Source organism: Acinetobacter sp. UBA6720, from assembly GCF_002454215.1.
Lineage (GTDB): Bacteria > Pseudomonadota > Gammaproteobacteria > Pseudomonadales > Moraxellaceae > Acinetobacter.
Map to the genome: position 1 here is coordinate 23182 of NZ_DKIK01000016.1, position 24266 is coordinate 47447.

General features: G+C 41.0%; 22 protein-coding genes and 1 pseudogene. 12 read left to right on the forward strand and 11 right to left on the reverse strand.

What is annotated here, in order from left to right; translation table 11 throughout:
* Positions 1–21: 21 nt before the first annotated feature.
* The 4 genes from B4F08_RS01845 to B4F08_RS01860 form a co-directional block, all read right to left on the reverse strand.
* Entirely contained in the window at positions 22–1071 is a 1050-nt protein-coding gene (locus B4F08_RS01845) for a linear amide C-N hydrolase (protein WP_110975334.1), read from the reverse strand.
* Between the two features lie 12 nt (positions 1072–1083).
* Positions 1084–1839 (reverse strand): hypothetical protein, encoded by a 756-nt coding sequence (locus B4F08_RS01850; RefSeq protein ID WP_291372767.1) that lies wholly within the window; start codon positions 1837–1839, stop codon positions 1084–1086.
* 268 nt (positions 1840–2107) lie between these two features.
* Positions 2108–2743, reverse strand: coding sequence for a LysE family translocator (locus B4F08_RS01855; RefSeq protein ID WP_291372789.1), 636 nt, complete (start codon positions 2741–2743; stop codon positions 2108–2110).
* Position 2744: 1 nt separating this feature from the next.
* A complete protein-coding gene (locus tag B4F08_RS01860) occupies positions 2745–3386 on the reverse strand; it encodes an alanyl-tRNA editing protein (RefSeq protein WP_291372768.1) in 642 nt (213 codons plus the stop codon).
* Positions 3387–3475: 89 nt separating this feature from the next.
* Between B4F08_RS01860 and B4F08_RS01865 the strand changes: the two genes are divergently transcribed.
* Both B4F08_RS01865 and B4F08_RS01870 read left to right on the forward strand, forming a co-directional pair.
* Positions 3476–4420, forward strand: a complete 945-nt coding sequence (locus tag B4F08_RS01865; protein ID WP_291372769.1) for a LysR family transcriptional regulator — start codon at positions 3476–3478, stop codon at positions 4418–4420.
* A gap of 240 nt (positions 4421–4660) precedes the next feature.
* Complete coding sequence (locus B4F08_RS01870) at positions 4661–5824, forward strand: hypothetical protein (RefSeq protein WP_291372770.1); 1164 nt, start codon at positions 4661–4663, stop codon at positions 5822–5824.
* A 267-nt stretch (positions 5825–6091) separates the two neighbouring features.
* Here B4F08_RS01870 and B4F08_RS01875 read toward each other — a convergent pair whose 3' ends face one another.
* From B4F08_RS01875 to B4F08_RS01895, 5 genes are all read right to left on the reverse strand, one after another.
* Complete coding sequence (locus B4F08_RS01875; protein WP_086209396.1) at positions 6092–6496, reverse strand: ExbD/TolR family protein; 405 nt, start codon at positions 6494–6496, stop codon at positions 6092–6094.
* Between the two features lies 1 nt (position 6497).
* Positions 6498–7232 carry a MotA/TolQ/ExbB proton channel family protein gene (locus tag B4F08_RS01880; protein WP_119063602.1) on the reverse strand — a complete coding sequence of 245 codons (735 nt, stop codon included), beginning with the start codon at positions 7230–7232 and terminating at the stop codon, positions 6498–6500.
* 31 nt (positions 7233–7263) lie between these two features.
* Entirely contained in the window at positions 7264–8097 is an 834-nt protein-coding gene (locus B4F08_RS01885; protein WP_291372771.1) for an energy transducer TonB, read from the reverse strand.
* Positions 8098–8545: 448 nt separating this feature from the next.
* Positions 8546–9166 (reverse strand): glutathione S-transferase family protein, encoded by a 621-nt coding sequence (locus tag B4F08_RS01890; protein ID WP_291372772.1) that lies wholly within the window; start codon positions 9164–9166, stop codon positions 8546–8548.
* A 137-nt stretch (positions 9167–9303) separates the two neighbouring features.
* Positions 9304–11841 (reverse strand): TonB-dependent receptor plug domain-containing protein, encoded by a 2538-nt coding sequence (locus B4F08_RS01895; RefSeq protein ID WP_291372774.1) that lies wholly within the window; start codon positions 11839–11841, stop codon positions 9304–9306.
* 313 nt (positions 11842–12154) lie between these two features.
* Here B4F08_RS01895 and B4F08_RS01900 point away from each other — a divergent pair, with 313 nt between their 5' ends.
* From B4F08_RS01900 to B4F08_RS01945, 10 genes and pseudogenes are all read left to right on the forward strand, one after another.
* The gene (locus B4F08_RS01900) at positions 12155–13159 is read left to right on the forward strand and encodes an MsnO8 family LLM class oxidoreductase (RefSeq protein WP_291372776.1); all 1005 of its coding nucleotides are present in this window, start codon (positions 12155–12157) and stop codon (positions 13157–13159) included.
* Positions 13160–13172: 13 nt separating this feature from the next.
* Entirely contained in the window at positions 13173–14324 is a 1152-nt protein-coding gene (locus tag B4F08_RS01905; protein ID WP_291372778.1) for an amidohydrolase, read from the forward strand.
* A gap of 1 nt (position 14325) precedes the next feature.
* Positions 14326–15669 carry an LLM class flavin-dependent oxidoreductase gene (locus tag B4F08_RS01910; protein WP_291372780.1) on the forward strand — a complete coding sequence of 448 codons (1344 nt, stop codon included), beginning with the start codon at positions 14326–14328 and terminating at the stop codon, positions 15667–15669.
* Positions 15656–16657, forward strand: coding sequence for an ABC transporter substrate-binding protein (locus B4F08_RS01915; RefSeq protein ID WP_086209388.1), 1002 nt, complete (start codon positions 15656–15658; stop codon positions 16655–16657). Before B4F08_RS01910 ends, B4F08_RS01915 begins: the two co-directional genes overlap by 14 nt.
* Position 16658: 1 nt before the next feature.
* Entirely contained in the window at positions 16659–17627 is a 969-nt protein-coding gene (locus B4F08_RS01920) for an ABC transporter substrate-binding protein (protein ID WP_119063595.1), read from the forward strand.
* Between the two features lie 9 nt (positions 17628–17636).
* The gene (locus B4F08_RS01925) at positions 17637–18185 is read left to right on the forward strand and encodes a GNAT family N-acetyltransferase (RefSeq protein ID WP_086209386.1); all 549 of its coding nucleotides are present in this window, start codon (positions 17637–17639) and stop codon (positions 18183–18185) included.
* On the forward strand, positions 18182–19099 hold the full coding sequence (locus B4F08_RS01930) for an amino acid ABC transporter permease (RefSeq protein WP_086209385.1): 918 nt from the start codon (positions 18182–18184) through the stop codon (positions 19097–19099). Before B4F08_RS01925 ends, B4F08_RS01930 begins: the two co-directional genes overlap by 4 nt.
* A complete protein-coding gene (locus B4F08_RS01935; RefSeq protein WP_110975435.1) occupies positions 19089–19877 on the forward strand; it encodes an amino acid ABC transporter ATP-binding protein in 789 nt (262 codons plus the stop codon). The genes B4F08_RS01930 and B4F08_RS01935 overlap by 11 nt, the downstream gene beginning before the upstream one ends.
* A 184-nt stretch (positions 19878–20061) precedes the next feature.
* On the forward strand, positions 20062–21237 hold the full coding sequence (locus tag B4F08_RS01940; RefSeq protein WP_349680351.1) for a cysteine desulfurase family protein: 1176 nt from the start codon (positions 20062–20064) through the stop codon (positions 21235–21237).
* Between the two features lie 194 nt (positions 21238–21431).
* Positions 21432–21581 (forward strand): annotated as a pseudogene (locus B4F08_RS01945) (secretion protein HlyD); the annotation flags it as partial.
* A gap of 136 nt (positions 21582–21717) precedes the next feature.
* Here the strand turns inward: B4F08_RS01945 and yddG are convergent.
* Together yddG and B4F08_RS01955 are read right to left on the reverse strand one after the other, a co-directional pair.
* Positions 21718–22602 carry an aromatic amino acid DMT transporter YddG gene (yddG, locus tag B4F08_RS01950; RefSeq protein WP_291372786.1) on the reverse strand — a complete coding sequence of 295 codons (885 nt, stop codon included), beginning with the start codon at positions 22600–22602 and terminating at the stop codon, positions 21718–21720.
* Between the two features lie 151 nt (positions 22603–22753).
* Positions 22754–24262 carry a PLP-dependent aminotransferase family protein gene (locus tag B4F08_RS01955; protein WP_291372791.1) on the reverse strand — a complete coding sequence of 503 codons (1509 nt, stop codon included), beginning with the start codon at positions 24260–24262 and terminating at the stop codon, positions 22754–22756.
* Positions 24263–24266 lie beyond the last annotated feature (4 nt).

The window sequence follows — 24266 nt, forward strand, 5'->3', positions numbered from 1 at the left end:
GCCTATGATCTAACTAAAAACTTAAGGCTTGGTTCCTAAAAACTCAAATGGTTTGGTGACTTTAAAAGAAGCATTGGCTTTGCCTGCATAGGTCATCGCTTGGTCTGGGCCAAGTTCTAACTTTTTGGTTTGACCATCTTTAAAGTTAATCTCTTTTAAATCGACCCAAAACACATTTGGTGAAACGGCAGATTCAAAGAAATATAAACCACGTTTATGATCGACCACCGTACGCCAACGGGTTGAGGAAATATTCGGCTCTTCTTCAGTGTTTAGGCCAAAAGGGACTGAGGTATTGCGGATGACACTAAATACACTGGCAAGCGAATGGTCTGGGGTCGCATTTTTTGGAATCGCATTGATATAAAAAGAAGCACGGGCAAAACGATCAGATGCGCGGTTAGTGCCTGGAAGCATGGTTGTGCCACCAATTTGCTTCCAATAGCTATTTAAAGCGAGCTGTTGATCAAAGGTTGGTGAGTTGGTCATCACTTGATACTGTCGACCATGATGAATCACTTGTTTACCGTTAATATACTCAATAATGGCACTATCACCTGTGGCATCGGAAATAGATAAGTGCAGTGTCGCTAAACGTTTTTCACCCGGAACTTGATCAGTTACAACAATGAAAGGCTCTTTTTCGAGTGCCTGAATGGCTTCATGCACCGTGGCATAATTATCTAAAACATATTGTGCCCAAAGTGAAATACTTAAGGGCGGCTTTTTAGCGGTTTGCACATTTGGATATTCAGACTCGACTAGCCATAGCAAGTTGGCCATGAGCCCTTTTTCATTGACGCCATCAGTGGTGGAAATGTCATAACCTGTTGCAACCACACTGCCATATTTTGATGTCCATCGAATAGATTTTGGACCTGCCATACCATTACGTTTGACATTATTGGGTAAGATCCACAAATTTGTCCCAACATCGCTTTTCCAGTCCATCGAGCGCGCAGTTATGACATCATTATTGCCCAGATAAACCACACGGGTACATGCCATAGCAGCTTCGGCTACTACAAATATTCCAGCGGCAAATAATACTCTTTTTAATACATTGTTCATTATCATGCTCTCTTAGAAAATAGGTAAATTAATGCCAATCACTGGCCCTTGTTGTCGAATGTCCCAATGAAAATTATTCGCTTTATAATCTTGGTCAAAATAACGATAACCCGCTCTGAGGTTTAGGTTTCGATTCATGATTGGAATGCGATACCCCAAATAAGCATGTACAGAAATAGTATTTTCAACGCCAAAAGTAATTTCTGATGCCAAGTTCCAAGCTGAGTCAAAGTTATATTTAAAACGAGAACCCCAGAAAAATTCGTTCCATGAGGTCTCCATATTTAATGTTTGGTTTAAAGCACTCAAGTTTGCTTCGGCTTTGGTGTGATTTATCCCAATGGTCGGCTCTATCACGAGTTTTGGATAATTTTGAGTAGTGGTTTCGGGAGAAATATAAGCTTGATAGTAAAGTCCATAGCTGGCTTGATTCAACTTGGTGCTGAGAGCAACAGGCACAGACATCGCACTTTTTTCTTGAGAGGTTTCAACCGTTTGGTGGTCGAGAAAAAGTCCCCAGCGACCTTTACTCAGGTCAACGTGCGCCATAAAAGAATGATCTAGCTCCTTGATGGTTTCCTTTAAAGGTTGATCGACCTCATAACTCAAATTTCCTTGGCCTATTTTTCCATCGACATCTGCACCAAAGGCATATAGGTTCAGATTTAGTTTTGGTACGCCGTGAAAGGTCTCTGTAAAGCTTTCAGCCATTGTACTTTGGCTTAGAAAAATACCGAGTGAAATAAATAAATATGTTTTAAATTTCATGTCAGCCCCTTTTTTTATGTATATTTTTTACCACGTGATATAAAAATACAGTATGGCTGATTTGATCATTTTTAGTACAGATTTATTTTAATGATTTTTATTTTAAAAGGCATTTTCAAAATATAAGAAATTAAAGTAAAGCCAAATTCTAGCGAGATGACTTCGTATTTAATGATTAAAACTTTACTGCTTATCTTTTATCTAATTATTCAGGATGTCGGTAGTTAAGCGATCTGAATAATTAGATAGTTGTTGAAGTTATAAAACATCATAAATGGGTAAATAAAAGCTTTAGTGCCAGAGCGATTAATATGAGTCCCATCACTCGCTCAAACTTTTTGCCCATTTTTAAAAACTGCTGTCGAACGATGGGGCGAGAAAACAAAACAGCAACAAGCATGAACCAAAGTGCATTGACGCTACACATCCATATCCCATAAGCAAATTGCACTTTCATCGGGGTTGTGAGGCTGACCAGTGTAGTAAATATAGCCAAAAAAAAAATAGTCGCTTTGGGGTTAAGTGCATTGGTCATAAAGCCCGTCATAAAGGCTTTGCTTCGACTTAATGGGGTATTGGATGCCTGTTCAAATGAAGGATCAATATTGATAGAGGGGGCACGTAATAAGCTCCAACCTAAATAAATTAAATACAGTGCGCCTGCTATTCTCAAAATAAGCATGAACCACGGACTTTGTTGAATAACAATGCCCAAGCCTATAAGTGTATATAAAACATGAACGGAAATTCCTAGACCAATTCCAATAGCCGTGATGCAACCAATCGCAGAGCCATAGCGCACGCTATTTCTAACCGTAATGGCGAAGTCGGGGCCGGGTAAAAGGACCGCAAGAAAATGTACCAAAGCCAAAGCTAAAAATTCTGAACTATATTGCATCCACATATTATTGATGCTCATCCGAAACGCGATAGCTCACGGTTAATTTATCTTTTTTAAGTTTATAGCTTGTAATTTCGAGCGTCCCAATTTCAGATAAATTTTGGACATGGGTTCCGCCACAGGGAAATGCAGGTAAATCGCCAAAACTGACTTCACGGAAGCCATCAGCATTTTGTTGAGTCAGTCGGACGAGTTGGCTTGAAATATATAGATTACATAGAAGCTCTAAAGTTTCTAAATCGTTGTCTTCAGAATGGTCTTGTTTGACAAATTGGACTTTGCATTCCTCTGGCCAGTGCTGTGCTTTGGTAGGTTCCCAGCCAAATGCTTGCATTACATGCCCGATTAAGTGTCCTGCGGAGTGTAGGCGACTGTGATAACGTCGTCGGTTGAGGTCAACTCGTGCTTGCGCCAGACCTAATGTAGTGGCGTGATTAGAATAATGAATAATTTGATCATTTTGCATGACAACATGAAGTACATCTGCATCATTGATTTTACCTACATCACTGGGTTGACCACCACCTTGCGGGTGAAATGGTGTGTTGGCGAGCTGAATGGCAAATCGACCATCTTCAGTGGGTTCACACTTTAGAACCTCTACCTCAGCTTGAGTGATGTCGGATAGATATAAAGCTTGAGTCATGATTATCTCTGTCAAAATTTCACAGAAAAGATTATAGGAGGCTTCATTATTGATGATAATCTAGTAAAAAATTAAATTACTTTTTCCTCATGAGCACAAATCAAAGTATAGCTTTACTCCAAGAAATGGCTATTTTTGTCAAAGTTGTGGAGACAGGCAGTTTTTCAGAAACTGCACGACAGCTTGGAAATACACCGTCCGCAGTGAGTAAAGCCATTAGCCGATTGGAACGGGCTTTAGGAACACGGCTACTTGAAAGAACAACACGAAAACTGCGTTTAAGTGAGAGTGGGAAACAAACTTATGATCATTGTCTAGAGATGGCCAGAGCCGCCCAAGCAGTGATTGAGCATTCAGGCAAATTCAATACTGAACCGAGTGGCACCGTTCGGATTAGTGTCCCGAAAGCCGTAGGGCATTATCTGATTCACCCCTATATCCCCGAGTTTCTTGAACTGTATCCGCAAATAGATATTCAACTGTTACTGGAAGATCGGTTGATAGATTTTATTGACGATGAAATTGACCTAGCTATACGTATTACCAATGAACCGCCGTTGGGCTTAAAGGGCCGACAGTTGATTCGTATTGATCATGTCTTAGTGGCGACAGCCGAGTATTTAAAAAAGAATGGAACGCCTCAGCAACCGAGTGATTTAAATCAACATCAATGTATTTTTTTAGGTGAACAAGTCAGCGATTCAAAGTGGAAATTTCAAAAAGGCAATAAAACCACCAGTGTAACTGTAAAAGGACGTTATTCAGCAAATCATACGGGTATCCGTCTAGATGCAGCTTTAAAACATATGGGCGTTGCAAGTTTGCCGTATTTTATGGCGAGACATGCTTTGAATAGCCAAGCACTGATCCAAGTATTACCAGATTGGCATTTCAAGACCTATTATAGTGGGGATGCTTGGTTGCTTTATCCGCCTACACGCTACTTAGCACCGAAAATCGAGGTTTTTATCCAGTTTATTGCAAAGAAACTAAGCCTAGAACCTGTTTTGAAAAATGAAGAGACACAGAGTTAATTTGTTAAAATACGATTATTTAAAGATAGCGAGAGCATGATGAATACTCGTGTTGACCTAGAGTGTTGCTGAACAATAAAAATGGGCAGAGTATTTTTTTAAAATAGCCTAAGCGGAAGATCAAGATTTAAGCCATCGTATATACATCCAATGTATTGCATAATTTGTATAATTTAACGTTTAAGTCCTAGTCTTAAAAAGACTTTGAAAAGAGATAAGCATCTTAATAAGAGATACGCAATGAAAAAACATCTACTTTATTCTTCTATCTTGAGTTTAAGCATACCTGCTTTGAGCTATGCAGATACAACCAATATTCATGTTTTAAGTGCAACGGTAAAAGATCAAAATATTGCCGATGCACAAGTCATATTACAAAAAAATGGTGAACAGTCTGCATCAACCTCAACCAACGCAGACGGTCGGGCAACGGTGAACAGCAGCAGTGCAAATGGCGCAGACAATTTATTGATTATCAAAAAATCAGGCTATTCTACACTGGTTGCAAAATGTCCTTGTGATGGTATGACCTATGCTTTAAGCCCTGTATTGAAAGACTTAAACAGTATGCGAATCGTTTTAAACTGGGGGCAGAGTCCTTCAGATCTGGACTCGCATTTAAGTTATAAAAATCAACATGTGTATTGGGACAATAAACAAGGGCAAGATGCCAATTTAGATGTTGACGACACAGACGCTTATGGCCCTGAAACGGTGACGATTGATAAACGTTTAGATGGGCAATATTATGTTTATTCAGTGCATGATTATTCAGACCGTGCGAAACCCAATACTGCGAACTTGTCGAATAGCCAAGCTAAAGTTATGGTTTATGTAGGCGAGTCTTTGATCCGCTCTTACTATATTCCAACGGGTTTGACAGGGAACTTATGGACTGTGTTCCGCATTAGTCCAGAGGGTGAAATCCAAGATATTAACCGTATTTCGGGGACAACCATTGGGGCAAGCCAAGTGGGTTCAACTGTATCGAGTTATCAAAGCCAAGCGATGCAGGTGCATTATGTTCCTGTTTCAGCCAATGCACAGGCAAGGGCTAAAGCACTGAATTTGAAAGCGGATAAAGCTTATAAAAACAATCAATTTGAACAAGCTGCACTGATTTATCAACAATCCATTGACTACAATCCGAATGTTGGGCAGACCTATAGCAATCTTGCTGTTGCTTATCAAAAGTTGAATCGTTCATCTGAGGCATTATGGGCAAATCAAAAGGCGATTGCTTTAGCGTCCAATGACAATACCAAAGCGTATTCACATTATAATATTGGTAAAATTTATGAAAATAATCAGGACTATACTCAAGCTAAACAACATTACCAATTGGCAAATCAATACAAGCCAAGTGCGACCTATGATGAGGCCATTCAGCGAGTGAGTCGCTAAGTCTCTTAACATCGTATTGGCTTAAACTGAATAAACCGTACCAGTACGAAATGCACCCCAGAAGTTGGATCATTGTGCCTAATTCAAAGGGTGCTTTTTTTATTTAAGATTTTCGTGATCTGTTTATGTTGTTACCATGGCAAATGGCGAAGGATAGAGTAGTGTTGCAACCCCGAATTTTTAGGTTCAATAAAAAAGACACCTACAACATTGGGATCAATACAGATCGAAAGATTGAAGATGTCTTGGGTTTCAGTGAGTAATCCACTATTTCGGTTCAGTAATCACCGATAATTTTTCTACACCAACACGCTCTATGCTGGCTAAGAGTTTAGCCACCGTACCATAAGGGACAGTTTCATCGGCATTTAAGTTTAATGCTAACTTCGCATTGGTATTTTTACGCTGCGTGATTTCTTGCTCAAAATTTTCGAGTTTGACTGGGTCTTTATCCAAAAAGATTGCACCATCAGGTTTTACGCTAATCACCAGCGCTTTGTTTTGATCTGTAGATTGTGTTGGTGCAGCTTTGGGTAAGTTGACCTTCACACTATTGGTTAATAAAGGCGCCGTGACGATAAACACGATCAATAACACCAACATTACGTCGACCAGTGGAGTAATGTTAATGTCACTGACGACATCGTCATCTTGAGAGGTTGAAATAGCCATATTAAGCCAAAGCCTCCTTTTCTTGAGATGACAGCTGATGTGCCGTCACTGGTTTTGCCGCAACATGTGTACTTTGGGTTTTGGTTGGAAGTTGGAAACCTACTTTTTGAGTGAGGCTGACAAAGTCTGTTGCAAAGTCATCTAAATCTGCACCAATGCCTTTTACTTTACGAACAAAATAGTTATAGGCAAGTACAGCTGGTACAGCCACAGCAATACCAATACCTGTTGCAACTAATGCCTGACCAATTGGACCTGCGACTACATCCATGCTGGCACTGCCTGATTGAGCAATCGCTTGTAAGGCGTGAATAATCCCAAACACGGTGCCAAATAAACCAATAAATGGGGCATTATTACCAATGGATGCAAGAACAGCCGAGCCTTTCTCCAGTTGGCGACGTTCAGCAAGAATTTGCTTGCGTAAGTGTCGTTCTAATAAATCCTGACGGCTCCAGGTTTGTTGTAAGTCTTGATGGGTTTTTTCATTGGCATCAGTCAAAGTTTTAAAACCAGTTTGAGCAATACGTGCTGTAGGTCCCTGTGCATCTTCAGATTGGTTAATCGCCTCTGCTAAGTTTTGGGCTGACCAAAAACTGTCGACAAAGCGTTTACTTTCTTTGGTGGCTTTTGAGGTTTGTATGGCTTTCACCACAATCAACACCCACGTTACGATCGAAAAACCGATCAATAGCCAAATGGTTGCATCATGAATAATCGTATTAATATCAGACATATCGAATTTTCCTAAGATAAAATTTTACAGTTTAATTGGGTAATTTGAAGTGAATCGGAACATCGACCCAGCCTTCTATCGGGGTATTGCCACGCATTGCAGGCGAGAATTTCCAACGCTTCACAGTTTTGACAGCAGCATCATCCAGTGCTTTTTTACCGCTGCTATTTTTCAGGTTGATTTCTAAAGGACTGCCTGTGGGTGAGACTTTCACACGTAACATCACAACGCCTTCCCAACCTCGGTCTAATGCCACTTCCGGGTATTCAGGGGCAGGATTACTCAAATAACCGGCATAACCTTTGGCTGCCGTGACGGGCAAGTTTTCTTGAGCAGGCTTACTTACAGCTTCAGCGACTTTTTGGGTCGGTGCGACATTTTCTGTGGGTTCAGCCTGTGGTACAGCTTGAGGCGTTGATTTAGCGACTGGTCTAGGTTGCTCAATTGGCTTTTGCTCGACAGGCTTCTGAATGGATTTTTCAACCACAGGTTTTTGTACAGGTTGAGGCTTTGCTGAAATAGGAGGAATAATCGGTTTTTGTATTTCCTGTTTAAGTTTGGGTTCAATCACCTTAGGTGGCTCTTCCTTGGGTTTTTCAATTACAACCGCGATTGGTTCAGGCTTTTTCACCACTAACGGCGGTGTTGGAAGATGCTCTGCAAGATAAAAAATGCTGTAATGCAATGCTAGAACAGCACCAATTGCCCAAAAGATCTTATGGGTTTGAACGGGTTTTTCTGCTGCGATCGGACTTGCCAAATGGGCAACAAATGGATCTGCAGCTGGAAATACATTGGACTGAACATTTTGAAGTTGTTCAAACAAAATTGCCTTTTTATAAGGACTTCGACTGACTTCACTCATATCAGTAAGGCACCATTCAATAAGATTTAATTTTCATTGCAGAATATTTTTTATTTCACCAATTAAATTGGTTTAATTTGAATAATAAAATATTCTTTCAATTTTAAGTTTTTTATTAATTCACAGGTGAGTGAATTAATTTGGTTAAATAAAACATTGAAAGCATAATGAGTGATTTTTGAAAAATATAGAAAGAATTTTTTTAGATTAGTATTTTTATAAAAAATGATAAAAGATAGATTTTTTTATTTCTTATAACAATTAAATATAATCTATTTTGTATTGATGATATCTACTTATAAAGTTGAAATTACGTAATGTCTATTTTTGGATTTCATTTAAATATATTTACTAAATAAATCTATTTAAATGAAATAAGACTGTCCATATAGAACAGCCTTATTCTATTTAAAGCTAAAATTTTTTAAAATAGAGCAATAATGCTTAACTAAAGAATATTAGCCACTTTTAAAAAGTGCTCACGTGCTCTAATACGTTTAATCCATGCTTTTAAGTGTGTATGATCATGCTGACGTTCAACATCTAAATTGAACCAGTGATTAAGTGCTAAGGCCAAAGGAATATCGGCAACACCAAAATGAGAGCCAGACAAATAGGGCTGTTCAGCCAGCTCAGTATTGGCAACATCCAGTATTTTTTCTAGTTTTTCTGCTGCGACCTTAACCGCGGCTAAATCCCTTTTGTCTGGTGCTTGACGAACCAAATTAAAAAATACAATCCCAAACACAGGCAGGACGGTGGTGGTGTACCAGTCAATCCATTTCTCTGCACTAAAGCGTAAGCGTGGATCTTCAATCCATAATAAATTTTTTCCATACACTTCAGTTAGATAACGTAAAATAGTGTTGGACTCCCACAGAACTGTGTCACCGTCTTGAATGACAGGAATCAGGCCATTGGGATTGAGCGTTAAAAATTCAGCTGTATCCGTCAGGCCATACTGCTGACCCGCAGGAATGTGTTCAAACTCAAGTCCAAGTTCGGCTGCTAGCCACAGTACTTTGTGGACATTTAAAGAGTTAGGTCTACCCCAAATAGTGATGCTCATATATTTTTCTCAGAAATTTTAGAATGTAAAAGTGCGTTACTTTGGTGGAATCTAGCATTTAAGCAATCGTCATTCTGAACAGTCAAAAGACCTAAGCGATATTGCAATTTCACCAAAGTATTTAGATTTAAAAGATTTTAGAAGCGGTAATTAACACGTCCGTAGTAATAACCACCATAGAGTCCAAAAGGTGAAAGCTGTGCATAGTAATTCTCACCTAAGCCATCAACAATGTTGGATTTTTCAGGGTAAGTGTTGAACAAATTGTCTGCACCTAAAGTAAAGGATAGACTGTCCGTAAAGTTATATGTGGCATCTAGATCCACAATCCATTTGGCACCAAAAGTTTGATCTGTAGCTGCTGTTTCACTGCGTGCAATGTAACTACCATAGCGTGATAGGCGAGTATTTAAATCCAGTTTTGCGTATTGCCAATTTGCAGCCAACGTGAATTTGGTTTTCGGATCTGCATCGGTAATCATGCCCTTGGTACGACGGGTGATACGATCAATATTGATACCGTCCAATTGACTTGGATTATCCGCGATGGCTGTAATATCTGTTTCATTCCAGTTGAAACCTAAGCTCCAGCGGATACGACCATATTTCTCTAATTGTTGGGTGTAGTCTGCAACAACATCGACACCATTGGTTTCTGTATCAAATAAGTTGGCATAATAGGTGACATAGTTGACGTTGGAAAAACCGTTTGCTGCCAAGATGTTATTGATGCCCGTTCCTGTAAGACCTGCCGTAGACGCAATACGATCTTTCAGCTCTATACGATAAGCATCGACTGCAAGATTAAAGTTTTTAAATGGGCTATAGGTTAGGCCTAGTGAAAAGTTGGTCGATTTGGTTGGATCGAGTGCTTCGGCACCGAGAGCTTGACCCAGCGCAGAGTCGGTACGTACCGACTTACTGTAGACATCGGAGCGAACGCCATTGTTTACAGTACTGACAATACCTGTACTGGCAAAACCTTGTTGGTATAAAGAGGGTGCAATGAAGCCTGTACTGGCTGTCCCACGTATCGCCAGTTGAGGATTGAACTCATAACGGCTGTTAATTTTACCGTTAAAGGTATCGCCTGAACTGTCATCATAATGCTCAAAACGACCCGCTAAACCCACAAACCAGTTGTCAGTCACATCTAAACCTAAGTCTAAATAGGCGGCGGTGTTACTACGGCTAATATCGGCTTCATCTTCAGGTAACAGTACACGAGCACCAAAAGTTCCCACAGTCGCAGTTAAACCCGCATTATCACCTGTAGGAATAATATAACCGCCATTTTTATAGGCTAAAGGGTCGGTGGCTTTAGAAGACCAACCTTCTTTACGATAGTCTAGTCCCCAAGCAACATTTAGTGGCGTTGCACCAATTCCAATATCAAAGGTCTTTTTAAAATCAAGATTGCTGACCCATTGATAGGCATCGTATTTTTGTAAGCCAAATGATGTTGGGCTAGACGGACCAAGAGATGGATTTAAGTTGTTTTCAGTGGAGTGGTCTTGTGTATTTTTACCATAAGAACTACTCACATCCCATGCCCAACCGAGCACGTTATCTCCTTTTAGTCCCCAAACGGTTTGTACATCCGTTTCACTTAAAATGACATCGGGAGTTGTGCCATTTGGAAAGATTTCAACAATGCCTGATCTGGAATTTGGACGACGGTAAGATGCACCAGTCGAGGCATCACGCCAGCCCGCGGTGGTGTAACTATATAACGTGGCTGCATCGCTTAGAGGAAGCTCAGCATTTGCAGAAACATTAAACTGTTCAACTGATGGCAGACCTAATTTATTTAAATTACGATCTACAGTTGCTTCACGTGGGTCATCTTGACCATTTACTTTTGAATAAATGTTGCCCGAAACGGCCCCTGCACGGGTGGTAGCATCCTGATTTTTTAGGTCAAAACCAAAATTAATAAATCCGTCTTGACCCAATGGTGCACCAACGTTGGCATTCAGTTGGAAGGTTTCTCCATTGCGGTCAGTGCCTGAATAATGCTCGCGACCACCATAGGTGGCACTAATATTGCCACCATGATCTGCTGATTTGAGCACGATGTTGATAACCCCGGCAATTGCATCGGAGCCATATTGAGCGGCTGCTCCATCACGTAAAACTTCAACTCGTGCAATAGCACCAATTGGAATCAGATCTAAGTCCGCTGCTTGGTAGCCCTCGCCAAAACCGTATTTGTTAATGGCCAAAGCACCGACATGGCGACGTTTACCGTTGACCAGCACGAGTGTATGCCCACCACCCAAGCCACGTAAACCCGCAGAACGTGCAACAGCCCCATAACCATCGGGTTGGCTAGGTACGGTAGCCACACTAAAAGAGGGAATCACTTTTGCCAAAATATCTCTTAAAGCAAGGGTGTTACCTTGTTTGACGAGTTGTTCACCACTAATGATGTCCACAGGTGCAGGACTTTCAGTGATGGTACGAATACCACCACGGTTACCTACCACCACCACACTTTCGAGTTGTTGAACATCTTCTTTTTCAACAGGTGTTACATCTTTTTGCTGAATATCTTCAGCATAGAGAGAACCTGTCACTCCGCAAGTTAATGCAAAAAAAATGGATTGATAGAGAGGGGATATTTTAAAACCCGGCTTTTCAGGCAGAGGCTGTTTTAACTTGAATTGCAGCATTATGTTTTCCACTGATGTGATTTGGATGGCTTTGTTTGAATCAACAAACGAAAGAATGTGTGTATTCTGTGAGTCAATATATAGACTGTTTTTTTATTGTTAAATATTAAATAGTCATTTTAATATCATTTTTAATTAAAAGTTTTTTTTGTGTTTTTAAATAAGTAATTCATTATTTTTTATAATATATTATTTTCTATTTAAAATTAGTTTTTGCTCTTTTTTATATAACTTTAAGTTTATTTAATATTTAATTTTCAAACCGTAAATTTGTTTAATAGGTTCCAACTTTAAATCTTCTGGAAAATAGAAAATGGGGCTGAGTTATAAATTAAGCATACTGGATAAATGCCCAAAAGCTGAAGGCATCAGTGCGGAACAGTCATTTAAAAATGCATTGCAAATTGCTCAAACAGCAGAAGCATTAGGTTTTTATCGTTATTGGGTTGCTGAGCACCATTCCACGGCTGTGTTATCTAGTCCATCACCTGAAATCTTGATTGCATGGTTGTTGGCACAGACTAAAAGTATTCGAATTGGCTCGGGTGGGGTGATGTTGCAGCACTACAGTCCTTATAAAGTTGCGGAAAATTTTAATGTTTTGGCCAGTCTTGCGCATAACCGCGTGGACTTGGGTGTAGGCAAAGCACCTGGTGGTTTTCCTGTTTCAACTCAAGCATTACAGCTGGGTTTAGATCAGACACAAAAGGGCGACTTTAAGGCGCAGTTACAAGCATTAGATCATTATTTACATGCAAAGTTGGATCGAAATCAGCCTGATCAGGTTGCTGCAACACCAGCACCTCAGCAACTTGCAGAAAAGTTCTTATTGGGTGCGAGCATTGAAAGTGCTCGACTTGCAGCAGATTTAGGCTGGAATTTCGTATTTGCTGCGCATTTGAATGGCGATGCCAACTTGCTTCAAGATGCTTTGCAAACTTACTCAAGCTACTCCTCTGGGAAAAAGGCGATTGTTGCTGCACAAATTATTGTGGCAGATAGCCGCGATCAAGCGGAAGAACTGGCAGCAGGACTATCTGTTTGGACGTTGGAGCTTGAGAATGGTCAACGCGTAAAGATACCGAATGAACAAAGCGGGCAAGAGTTTTCGAGACAAGCTCAATCTGCAATTAAAAGCCTTAAAAAAGAGCAACTGAATATTATCAAAGGGACGGTCGATGATGTTCATCAGCAATTACATGCTTTGCATCAACAATTTGGTATCCATGAATTTATTGTGGAATCGCCACTGTTGGATCATGCAACACGTCTGAAATCTCTAACTTTACTGGCACAGCATGCTGTGCTTGCAGCCTGAGTTGGGGAAATTGATGCCAAATAGATCATTACTGGAACAGCAGTTGCTCCGTTGGAGACATGAATTACATCGTCATCCAGAATTATCTGGGCAAGAGTTTCGAACCACCGATAAGTTAAAACAATGGTTGTCTGAATACGGCATTGAAACCTCAACGTGGGGTTTAAAAACAGGACTGATTGCGGATATTGGCACGGGTTATCCGATTGTCGCTATTCGAGCAGACATCGACGCTTTACCCATTCATGAAGAAATCGAACAAGACTTTCGTTCGACTCACGATGGGGTCATGCATGCCTGCGGACATGATTTACATAGCTCAACCATTTTAGGCGCTGCGATTTTACTTCAAGCGCAAGTGTCTGAACTAAAAGGTACGGTACGCGTTATTTTTCAGCCCGCTGAAGAAACCTATAGTGGTGCTTATGAGGTAATCAATAGTGGCGCCTTGGAAGATGTATCCGCCATTTTCGGTTTTCATAATGTCCCTGAGTTGCCTCTAGGCACTTTTGCGACACGTGCTGGTGGATTTTATGCCAACGTTGACCGCTTCAAAATCGTGATTAAAGGCAAAGGCGGTCATGCAGGTCGTCCGCATGAAACCAAAGATCCAATTGTTGTCGCGGCACAGTTGATTAGTGCTGTGCAAACCATTGCCAGTCGCAGCATAAATAATTTGGATACCTGTGTGGTCAGTATCACCCAATTGCATGCAGGCACCAGTTGGAACATCTTGCCAGAAGAAGCGCACTTGGAGGGCACGGTACGAACCCATTCTCCAGAGGTTCGCCTAGCCGTTGAACAAAAACTTAAACAAATTGCACAAGGTATTGCACTTGCTCATTCAGTTGAGATTGCTGTGGATTGGGACAATGGCCCCGCTGCATTAATCAACACTGCAACATGGGCTGAACTGAGTCAAAGCGTTGCACATGCGCAAGGTTATGAGGTGCAAGAGGCGCCGCTTTATTTGATCGGTGAAGATTTTGGCGCCTATTTAGAACAGATCCCCGGTGCATTTGTCAGTATCGGCAGTGCCAGTCACTTCGGTTTGCATCACCCCCAATATCAACCCAATGAATCCTTAATTTATCCAGCTGCTCAGTACTTTGCTGCCTTAGCAACACAAGCACTTGAGTCTATTCATAAAAACGCAGAGGTCTAACATGAGTAATAACAAACAAATTCGCCTTGGAACTATCTTACACGGTGCAAACGGAAATATGTCTGCATGGCGCCATCCTGAAGCGGTGGTCGATGCTAGTATTAATTTTGAATTTGCCAAAAATGTAGCGCTTCAGGCAGAACAGGCAAAGTTTGATTTTGTCTTTGTGGCTGATGGTCTATATATCAATGAAAAATCAATTCCTCATTTTCTCAATCGTTTTGAACCGATTACGTTGCTTTCAGCCCTAGCCAGTGTGACGCAAAATATTGGTTTGGTGGGTACGGTGTCGACCTCGTATAGCGAGCCGTTTACCATTGCGCGTCAGTTTGCCAGTCTGGATCATTTAAGTGGCGGACGTGCGGGATGGAATGTCGTAACGACACCACTTGAAGGTACCGCAAAAAATCATACCCGCAAACAGCATCCTGAGCACAGTCAACGTTATGAAATTGCAGATGAATATTTGCAAGTGGCCAAAGGGCTTTGGGACTCGTGGGGTGAGGGTGCTTTCGTTCGCAATAAAGAAACAGGGCAATTCTTTGAACGCAGTAAATTACATACATTAAATCACAAAGGAAAACATTTTGAAGTGGCAGGGCCACTCAATGTAGAGCGTTCGCCACAAGACCGCCCGATTCTATTCCAAGCAGGGGCATCAGGTGCAGGTCGTGCATTAGCCGCGAAACATGCCGATGCGATTTTTACCCATCAAGCCTCTTTGGAAGAAGCACAAGCATTTTACTTAGATGTGAAACAACAAGTGATTAAGAATGGTCGTGACGCAGATGATTTACTGATTTTCCAAGGCATTGGAGTCTTGATTGGAGATTCTGCTGAGGACGTAGAGCGTCAATATCTTGAAACTGCTGCTTTGGTGACGATAGAGGACGCACTGAATTATTTAGGCCGTTTCTTTGAACACCATGATTTTTCTCAGTATGAACTCGATGCACCATTTCCAGAACTAGGCACACTGGGTGAAAACAGCTTCAAAAGTGGTACTGATGAAATTAAACGCAAAGCCAAAGCAGAGAATTTAACCCTACGTCAGGTCGCACTTCAATCTGCCACACCACGTCCACCTTTTGCTGGAACGGTAGAAGAAGTCGCAGATCAGTTAGAACTCTGGGTAAAAGAAGAGGCGACAGATGGCTTCATCATTGCGGGTGCAACCCCTAAAACTTTAGATACCTTCATCGAAAAAGTTGTGCCATTGCTACAACAGCGCGGGCTATATCGTACCGAATATCCAGGCACTACTTTACGCTCTAGTTTTGGTTTAAAGCGACCAGACAATCAATTTGAATCATCAGAAAAGGAACAGATTCATGCGGTTGAATAAAACACCTTTGACAATTGCTTTGGCACTGTTTCTAGGCATTTCTCTGGTTGGATGTGGTAAAGAACAGGCATCTACACAAACGGCTAGATCAACAGCCGAGTCTGCAAAAGCGACCGATAAAACCGATTTTTATAGCCGTGAGCTTGCAAAGTTGAAAGAGAATATGACACCGATTCATGTTGCTCACAATGCGGAAGCTAGTCAAAAAATTCCAAAAGATTTTAAGTTTGTAAATACGGGTTATTTTACCGTTGCTGCTATTTCAGGAGCGCCACCTTTAAGTGTATTGGGGCCTGATAATCAAACCTATATTGGTACTGAAATTGATATTGCCCGTTTGATTGCAGACAGTTTGGGTTTAAAGCTGAAATTAGTTCGAACGTCTTGGGAGGACTGGCCACTCGGGGTGATTAGTGGCAAATATGATGCTGCCATTGCCAATGTCACCGTGACCAAAGAACGTAAAGAGAAATTTGATTTTGCGACTTATCGCCAAGACGTATTGGCTTTTTACGTTGCAGAGAAAAGTAAAGTTAAAACGATCAAAGGCCCTGATGATATTTCTGGTTTAAAAGTGATTGTTGGTTCTGGTACCAATCAGGAAAAAGTACTGCTGGACTGGATTGAGGACAATAAAAAGAAAGGGCTGCCACCGGGGCGGGCTCTTTATTACGATGATGGTGCATCTGCAAGTTTGGCGCTCCAGTCTGGGCGAGTTGATGCTTTATTTGGTCCTAATGTTGCCTATGCATGGCAAGCGGCAAATGGTGCAAAAATCCGTTTGGCAGGGACAGCACTTGGGGGAGGAACACGATCTGCCGAATTGGGTGTCACGCTCAAAAAAGGCAGTGGTTTGGTTGATGCGGTACAGACGGCTTTAAACGGGGTAATTCAAACGGGAGAATATCAAAAAGTCTTAAAACGGTGGGGAGCACAGGCAGAAGCGATTCAACATTCTGTCATTAACCCGCCAGGGCTGGGAGACTAAAATGTATAACGCCCAGACAGCGGTGGCTTTTGGTCTGACACTGGCGACTTTAAGTGTGATGGGTTGCTATAACAATGAGACAGCAACTCATGTGCAAGAAAATCATTTGAAAACTGCTTTTTCAGAAAAAGAGCAACAGACTTTAAGAAATAACACGGTGGCTATTCATACGACTAAAAATCTAGAGGCAATTGCTCAATTGCCTCAAGGTTTTAAGTTTGTAAATGAGGGTTATTTTACTGTTGCTGTGGGAACCAACAGTTTTCCACCCCTCCATGTTTTGGCCGAAGATAACCAGACCCGTATAGGCAGTGAAATTGATATTGCACAGTTAATTGCCGACAGTTTAGGTCTCAAGCTCCGAGTGATTCCAACCTCGTGGGAAAACTGGCCACTTGGTTTGGCGTCGGGAAAATTCGATGCTGTATTCAGTAATATTGCGGTCACAGAACAACGTAAGCAGAAATACGACTTTGCAACCTATCGTCAGGATATGTTGGCTTTTTATGTGACCAAAGACAGCAAAATCCAAGCAATTAGAATGCCTGATGATATTGCTGGACTCAAAATTGTGGTTGGTTCTGGCACCAATCAAGAACGGCTACTGTTGAACTGGATTGAAAACAATCGACAAAAAGGGTTGAACCCAGCACAGCCCATTTATTTGGAAGATGGTGCAGCTGCGGCTTTGGCATTGCAATCTGGTCGTGTCGATGCCTACCTCATTCCCAATGTAATGGGTGTATGGCAACAGGCCAATGGTGCCAATATTAAAGCCGTGGGTGCATTAGATGGGACGTGGTCGGTTGCTGTTGCTGTGAAAAAGGGTACAGGCTTAGTGAATGCTGTTCAATCATCTATAAACGGGGTCATTGCGAATGGGACATATACCCAAGCCCTATCACGTTGGAATTTACAAAATGAAGGAATTCCACAATCAGTGATTAACCCACTGATTCAGGATAAATAAGAGGTCATTATGCAAGAAAAATTTATCCAAATGCCTGTTGATGTGCCTGAAGCACAGCCTTTACTGGATCAGTTATTTGCTGAATATGAAGAAATTTATGGTGATTTCTTTTCACGTCAAGATGCTCAAGTCATTGATGAACGTAAAAAAGCCACACATCGGGAACGCTATGAAGGGGCGGAAGATTTTTTACCGCCACATGGATTGTTTGTGGTACTGAAACGTGATGATGAAGTGATTGCAATGGGTGCCTATAAACGCTATGACGCAGAAACCGCAGAGCTGAAACGGATTTGGTCACATCAAAACTTACGTAAACAAGGGCTGGCTGCAAAAATAGTCAAAGAGCTGGAACGAAGTGCGCTTGCTGCGGGGTATAGCAAGATTTTTCTTACCACAGGGTTTAAACAAATTCCAGCCGTGAAATTGTATTTGAGTCTAGGCTATGAACCGCAGTTTGAACTCACTCCAGATTTTAATTTTGATCGTTATATTGGAGCACCTTTACATGGTGGGCTTCCTTTTAGAAAGACGTTACTGCAAAAGGAGGTCGCATGAGTCTAGAGCATTATAAAATCGTTCCAGCACGTCATCCACTGCGCTACATTGGAGTCGCATTTTCAGTATTAATTATTGCAGTGGTTGCTGAGTCGATTTTTTCCAACAAAAACTGGGGATGGCCTGTTTTTAGACAGTGGTTCTTTGACCCTGCGATTCTTCAGGGTTTGTTGATGACTCTGAAACTGACCTTTTGGTCAATCGTGTTTAGTTTAATTTTGGGCACCATTGTAGCCATGATGAGACTGTCTTCATCATGGTTAATTCGCTCATTGGCATGGGTGTATATCTGGATGTTCAGATCATTACCACTGCTGTTGGTGTTGATTATTCTCTATAACTTTTCTTATTTATATGAATATATCAATGTCGGTGTACCGTTTACCGACACGGTCTTTGCTCAGTTTAAAACCATCAATGCATTGGATCAATTTTCAACGGCTTTAGTCGGTTTGGTGATTGTACAAAGCGCTTATACCGCGGAAGTCATCCGTGGTGGGATTTTGTCGGTCGATCATGGTCAATTTGAAGCAGCGGCAGCGTTGGGTTTGTCATGGTGGCGTCGTACAACACGGATTATTTTACCGCAATCTATTCGCAGTATCATTCCAGCGATTATCAACGAATGTGTCGGTTTATCTAAAGGCACATCAATTGTGTATGTTTTAGCAATGCCTGAACTCTTTTACACCGTACAAATGATCTATAACCGTAACCAAGAAGTGATTCCATTGTTGATGGTTGCTGCCGTTTGGTATGTCATCGTCACCAGTGTTTTTTCCATCGTCCAATGGTATATCGAAAAAATATTGGCAAAAGGCGAGCGGAAATCAGCCATTAATAGTTTTGCTTTTTTCAAGAAAACGCAGCCACACACGACTCAACCGCGTATAGGAGCTAGTTATGATCATTAATCAAGCAACATCTCCTGCAAATGGTCATATTCAAGTGAGCCATGTATTTAAAAACTATGCAGGACATGCGGCATTACAGGATATTAGCCTTGATATTCCTGCGGGCTCTGTCACGGTAATTATTGGTCCTTCAGGGTCAGGTAAATCAACGTTATTACGAACGATAAATCATTTAGAACGTGTGGATGCAGGATTTATTCAAATTGATGATGAGTTTATCGGCTATCGTAAAAAAGGTGATAAACTTTATGAATTAAAAGAAAGAGATATTTTAAAACAGCGTAAATCTGTCGGTTATGTGTTTCAGAATTTTAATTTATTTCCACATTTAAATGTTTTGCAAAATATTATTGAAGCACCCTTGGCCCATAAAAAACTCAGTAAAGATCAAGCCATTTTAAAAGCCAATCAATTATTGGGTTTAGTGGGGCTAAGAGATAAAGTTGAAGCATGGCCCAAACAACTTTCTGGTGGTCAGCAGCAGCGTGTTGCGATTGCCAGAGCTTTAGCCTTAGACCCCAAAGTGATCTTATTTGATGAGCCAACGTCCGCCTTGGATCCTGAGTTGGTAGGAGAAGTCTTAAATGTAATCAAAAGCTTGGCGAAATTAGGTAAAACCATGGTAATTGTAACGCATGAAATTGCTTTTGCACGAGAAGTTGCCGACCATGTGGTGTTTATGGATCAGGGGAGAATAGTTGAACAAGGTAGCGTTCAACAGGTTCTGGAGCATCCCAAAGAAGAGCGTACTCAAAACTTCTTGTCTCGGGTTTTATAATTTTAAATCTTATTTTTTTAAATATAAATCAGCTAATTTTCTATATTAAAATCGTTAGTGAATGTTAGAGCTGACGATTTTTTTATAAGCTTAATATTGTTGATAAGGTATGATTAAATCCATATAAATAGAATAAATTTCATCCTTTATAATCATTCTAAATTTATTTTTAATAGTGATTAAAATGAGCAGATTAATTTATTTGGATTATGCAGCAACAACACCTATTCTCCCTGAAATATCTCAAGCAATGATTCGATGTTTGTCTGTAGAAGGTGATTTTGGAAATCCTGCTTCACAATCGCATCATTATGGTTGGGATGCTGCAAAACATATCGCCACATCTAGGCAGCATGTGGCTGATTTAATTCATGCCAATCCGCAAGAAATTATTTGGACTTCTGGTGCAACAGAGTCAAATAACCTCGCGATCAAAGGAACTTTAGATCGTTATAAAAATCAAAATAAACACATTATTACCAGCAAAATAGAACATAAAGCCGTTTTGGATACCTGTGCAGACCTCGAAAACCTCGGTTTTCAGGTGACTTATTTACAACCTGAATTAGGTACAGGCGTGATTCACCCAGAACAGGTAGAACAGGCCATTCAACCCAATACGGTTTTAATTTCGCTGATGATGGTCAATAACGAAATTGGTACATTAACTGATATTCAAGCCATTGGACTATTTGCGCATCAGCATCAAATTTTATTTCATGTTGATGCGGCTCAAGCTGCAGGAAAGACAGAGATTGATGTTCATGCGATGCATATTGATTTACTCAGCCTATCCGCCCACAAAATATATGGCCCCAAAGGCATTGGTGCGCTCTATGTGCGTCAAGGCATTCAAAAACAAATCAAGACTCAAATTCATGGCGGTGGGCATGAACAGGGTTTGCGTTCAGGAACTTTAGCGACACATCAAATTGTTGGGATGGGGGAAGCCTGTAGACTGGCTAAAATAAACTTAGTTGAAGAACAACAACGTATTCAAAAATTAAGGAATCAATTTTTAACGAGTTTACAGGCTTTAACTCCTGTGAAACTTAATGGTCATCCGAACAAACATGTTGCCAATTATTTGAATGTCAGTTTTTTTGGTGAGCAGGCCAATTCTATTTTTTCAGCGGTTAAACAGGTTGCTGCGGTTTCGAGTGGATCGGCCTGTAATTCACATCATGCAACTCAGTCTCATGTATTAAATGCTTTAGGACTGAATGAGGAACTGGCTGAATATACGGTGCGCTTTAGCTTTGGAGCCTATACGACAGATGAGCATATAGAAACAATATTATATAAAGTCCAATTTGCTATAAATTCTAAAGATTTCTGTGTTCAATTATCAGCTGTTTAAAACATCGAAGTTTTGATGAGTTGCAAACGATAGGGGGTGTTAAAATACCCCTAATATAAAGAGGCATCGTCTCAATTCTTGAGTATGAATGAGTGTATTCGTTGTTTACTCAATTATTTTGCTTTTCTACAGATTGTAATATGACCAATCTGAGGAATATTTATGGAATACTAAGATGAGTGTAAAACGCGTGCTCCGATAAATTGATGAATAAGCAGGGGAAACAATTTAACATTACATCAGGTATGGTGGCTGTCGTAGATATTAAAACAGGGCACAAGACGGTGCTGGACTATTTAATTAAACCGTTTAACAAAGCCAAAGAAGCATTGCGTGAACGCTAATATCCATCCACTGTTTTGAAACAATAAAAAAGCCAACGCATGTAATGTTATCGTGGGCTTTTTTATTAAGTTACGGGTTTTAAGGATAAGCGTTAGAGCTGAAAATTTTCCTGAAATAGACTCTATTGTTAAGAATTTATGCTTTGGTTTTGGTTGAAACCCAACATAATAAAGCGCCGAGACAGACCATCAAAGCACCTTGCCAAAAACTGAAAGTTAAATGCGTACTTAAAATGACGGCGGAAACCACAGCGGAAAGCACAGGAATAAAATATGATGCGGCAGCTAATAGTGTGACATTGCCATGCAATATACCAATATTCCATGCACCATAGCCCATACCCATCGCAAAGGCTGCAAGGACTAAATAAATGGTGGGTTGCAGTTCAAAATTCAAAGTGCCTTCACCTAACAACAACCATTTAACCCACAGCACAATTGAAACTAAAATGAAAAAGAGCGTCACCCCATTTTTACCATTTGCCATTTTTGCGGTGATGGTGCAATAAGACGCCCAAAGTACGGTGCCGAGTAATGCTAAGCCATAACTTAGAGGGTTATTTTGAACGTTGCTTAGCATGCCCTTAAGGCTTAATCCTTGATCACCGCCTAATACCCAACAAATTCCTATTAGCGAGATAAAAAAGCCGGGTACGATGAGAAAATTGGCTTTTTGTTTATTAAATACAATCGCAAAGATAATGGTAAAGGTCGGCCACAGGTAGTTCACCATCCCAACCTCGATGGCTTGTCGACTACTGGTTGAGTAACCAATGGACAGGGCAAGGCAAATTTCATAAGAGACAAACAGTAAACTTCCCCATATCAGATAAGGAAGAGGAAATTCTTTTAACCGAGTCCAACCAAAGGAGAGCAGCAAAAAAACAGAAGCCAATGAATAAATGAGGGCGGCTCCACCAATCGCTCCAAAGCTGTTGCTCACCTCTTTAATCAGAGCAATAATTAAACTCCATAATACAATGGCAGCCAGACCAATCCATGTTGCTTTCGTCGTGTTCATTTTGTTTGTATCTTTTACCTATTTGCTGAATGGAGAAGTTTTGTTTAGGGGAGAGTGCTTCATTTTATCGACAATGTAGCTTTATCTCCGAATGCCATTTCATGTGTATTATACGCAATATAATGATATATCACGTGAAATAAATATTAATTTAACTTCTTTCAATCCGGTTCGGTTTGGCATGAGATTTCAAAATAATTGCTACAGTTTGGATAGCTATTTTTATCTGATCCTGATCAAAATCTCCTAAACCAAGCACTAATCCAGAGCGTTTACGTTCCAATGAAAAGGTCGGGGAAACCGCTTTAATCGCAATGCCAGCATCTAGTGCCGCTTGAGCGATTTCCCGATCATCCATGTAATCTGCAAGCCATAGCACCATATGCATACCTTGATCTCCAGCTTGTAAATAACCTAAGTGTTTTGGAATATAACGCTCAATCATGCCAATCAAATATCGACGGTTCTCAGCATAGACATTGCGAATCCGTCGAATGTGACGTTCTAAATAACCTTCTTGAATAAAGGCAGCCAGAACATGCTGATCAGCAGAGGGAGGATGACGGTCGATCAGAACACGTAATCCACAAAAAGGGGACACCAAAGCTTTGGGCAGTACGGCATAGCCGAGGCGTAGTGATGGGAACAGTACTTTGCTAAATGTCCCTAAATAGATGACTTGTTCAGGTGCTAACCCTTGCAAGGCTGGAAAAGGTTGACCACTGTAGCGCAGTTCACTGTCATAATCATCCTCAATAATCCAAGCGCTTTGCTGTTTGGCCCAAGCGAGTAATGCGGTTCTTCTGGCTAAACTCATGGGCATCCCAATTGGATATTGGTGAGATGGGGTGACAAAGGCTGCACGGGCATTTGGCGCGAGGTTTATACCTGTATCGACTTGAATTCCTTCTTCATCTACGGGCACACGAACAATATGTAAGGGTTGTATTGAGTTTTCTAATAGGGCAGTTGTCCCTCGATAAGCAGGGTCTTCGACCCAGACCTGATCTTGTGCTTTAAATAGAATCTGACTACAGATATAGAGTGCCTGTTGGATGCCACTAGTAATGACTATTTGTTCAGCTTCACAGTGTACAGAACGAGAGCGTCGTACATAGTCAGCAATCGCAACACGTAAGGAAAATACACCTTGTGGGTCATCATACCCAGAGGGTGCTGCGACGCCCCGTGCGCGGTAGCGATTGCCAAATTTTCTCCAAATATCATTTGGTTGGGTGCGTCCAACAGGTACAGAGACTGCAAAAGGAAGATGGGGAAGCGGTTTAAATTCTTTCAATACTTCAGCATAGGCCTGAGCTGCGGGTGTTAGCTGAATTTGAGTAGCGTGTGTGTTTGTCCACTTCTGAGTTTGCTGACGCTTTGAACGTGCCAAGTTATCTGAAACAAAAGTGCCTTGACGCGCACGTGCTTCTAAAACGCCCTCAGCCAAGAGCTGATCATATACTTCAATTATGGTGCCCCGCGAGACACTTAATGTCATCGCCAATTCACGTGACGAGGGTAAAGGGTCGCCCGCTTGTAAATCGCCATTTTGTACTGCTTGTCGTAAGGCTTGAATGAGTTGGGCGGCTATTTTTCCCTGTATTTTATTAAGCTTTGTGATAGAGGGAAGTTCTACGACTTTTGCCATTCTTGCCATAATT

Coding starts and splice junctions, on each gene's coding strand:
- B4F08_RS01845 (WP_110975334.1), bottom strand. CDS start 1,071: ATGAACAATGTATTAAAAAGAGTATTATTTGCCGCTGGAATATTTGTA.
- B4F08_RS01935 (WP_110975435.1), top strand. CDS start 19,089: ATGATCATTAATCAAGCAACATCTCCTGCAAATGGTCATATTCAAGTG.
- B4F08_RS01890 (WP_291372772.1), bottom strand. CDS start 9,166: ATGAGCATCACTATTTGGGGTAGACCTAACTCTTTAAATGTCCACAAA.
- B4F08_RS01955 (WP_291372791.1), bottom strand. CDS start 24,262: ATGGCAAGAATGGCAAAAGTCGTAGAACTTCCCTCTATCACAAAGCTT.
- B4F08_RS01900 (WP_291372776.1), top strand. CDS start 12,155: ATGGGGCTGAGTTATAAATTAAGCATACTGGATAAATGCCCAAAAGCT.
- B4F08_RS01940 (WP_349680351.1), top strand. CDS start 20,062: ATGAGCAGATTAATTTATTTGGATTATGCAGCAACAACACCTATTCTC.
- B4F08_RS01925 (WP_086209386.1), top strand. CDS start 17,637: ATGCAAGAAAAATTTATCCAAATGCCTGTTGATGTGCCTGAAGCACAG.
- B4F08_RS01895 (WP_291372774.1), bottom strand. CDS start 11,841: ATGCTGCAATTCAAGTTAAAACAGCCTCTGCCTGAAAAGCCGGGTTTT.
- B4F08_RS01910 (WP_291372780.1), top strand. CDS start 14,326: ATGAGTAATAACAAACAAATTCGCCTTGGAACTATCTTACACGGTGCA.
- B4F08_RS01915 (WP_086209388.1), top strand. CDS start 15,656: ATGCGGTTGAATAAAACACCTTTGACAATTGCTTTGGCACTGTTTCTA.
- B4F08_RS01930 (WP_086209385.1), top strand. CDS start 18,182: ATGAGTCTAGAGCATTATAAAATCGTTCCAGCACGTCATCCACTGCGC.
- yddG (WP_291372786.1), bottom strand. CDS start 22,602: ATGAACACGACGAAAGCAACATGGATTGGTCTGGCTGCCATTGTATTA.
- B4F08_RS01865 (WP_291372769.1), top strand. CDS start 3,476: ATGAGCACAAATCAAAGTATAGCTTTACTCCAAGAAATGGCTATTTTT.
- B4F08_RS01880 (WP_119063602.1), bottom strand. CDS start 7,232: ATGTCTGATATTAATACGATTATTCATGATGCAACCATTTGGCTATTG.
- B4F08_RS01855 (WP_291372789.1), bottom strand. CDS start 2,743: ATGTGGATGCAATATAGTTCAGAATTTTTAGCTTTGGCTTTGGTACAT.
- B4F08_RS01850 (WP_291372767.1), bottom strand. CDS start 1,839: ATGAAATTTAAAACATATTTATTTATTTCACTCGGTATTTTTCTAAGC.
- B4F08_RS01860 (WP_291372768.1), bottom strand. CDS start 3,386: ATGACTCAAGCTTTATATCTATCCGACATCACTCAAGCTGAGGTAGAG.
- B4F08_RS01885 (WP_291372771.1), bottom strand. CDS start 8,097: ATGAGTGAAGTCAGTCGAAGTCCTTATAAAAAGGCAATTTTGTTTGAA.
- B4F08_RS01875 (WP_086209396.1), bottom strand. CDS start 6,496: ATGGCTATTTCAACCTCTCAAGATGACGATGTCGTCAGTGACATTAAC.
- B4F08_RS01870 (WP_291372770.1), top strand. CDS start 4,661: ATGAAAAAACATCTACTTTATTCTTCTATCTTGAGTTTAAGCATACCT.
- B4F08_RS01920 (WP_119063595.1), top strand. CDS start 16,659: ATGTATAACGCCCAGACAGCGGTGGCTTTTGGTCTGACACTGGCGACT.
- B4F08_RS01905 (WP_291372778.1), top strand. CDS start 13,173: ATGCCAAATAGATCATTACTGGAACAGCAGTTGCTCCGTTGGAGACAT.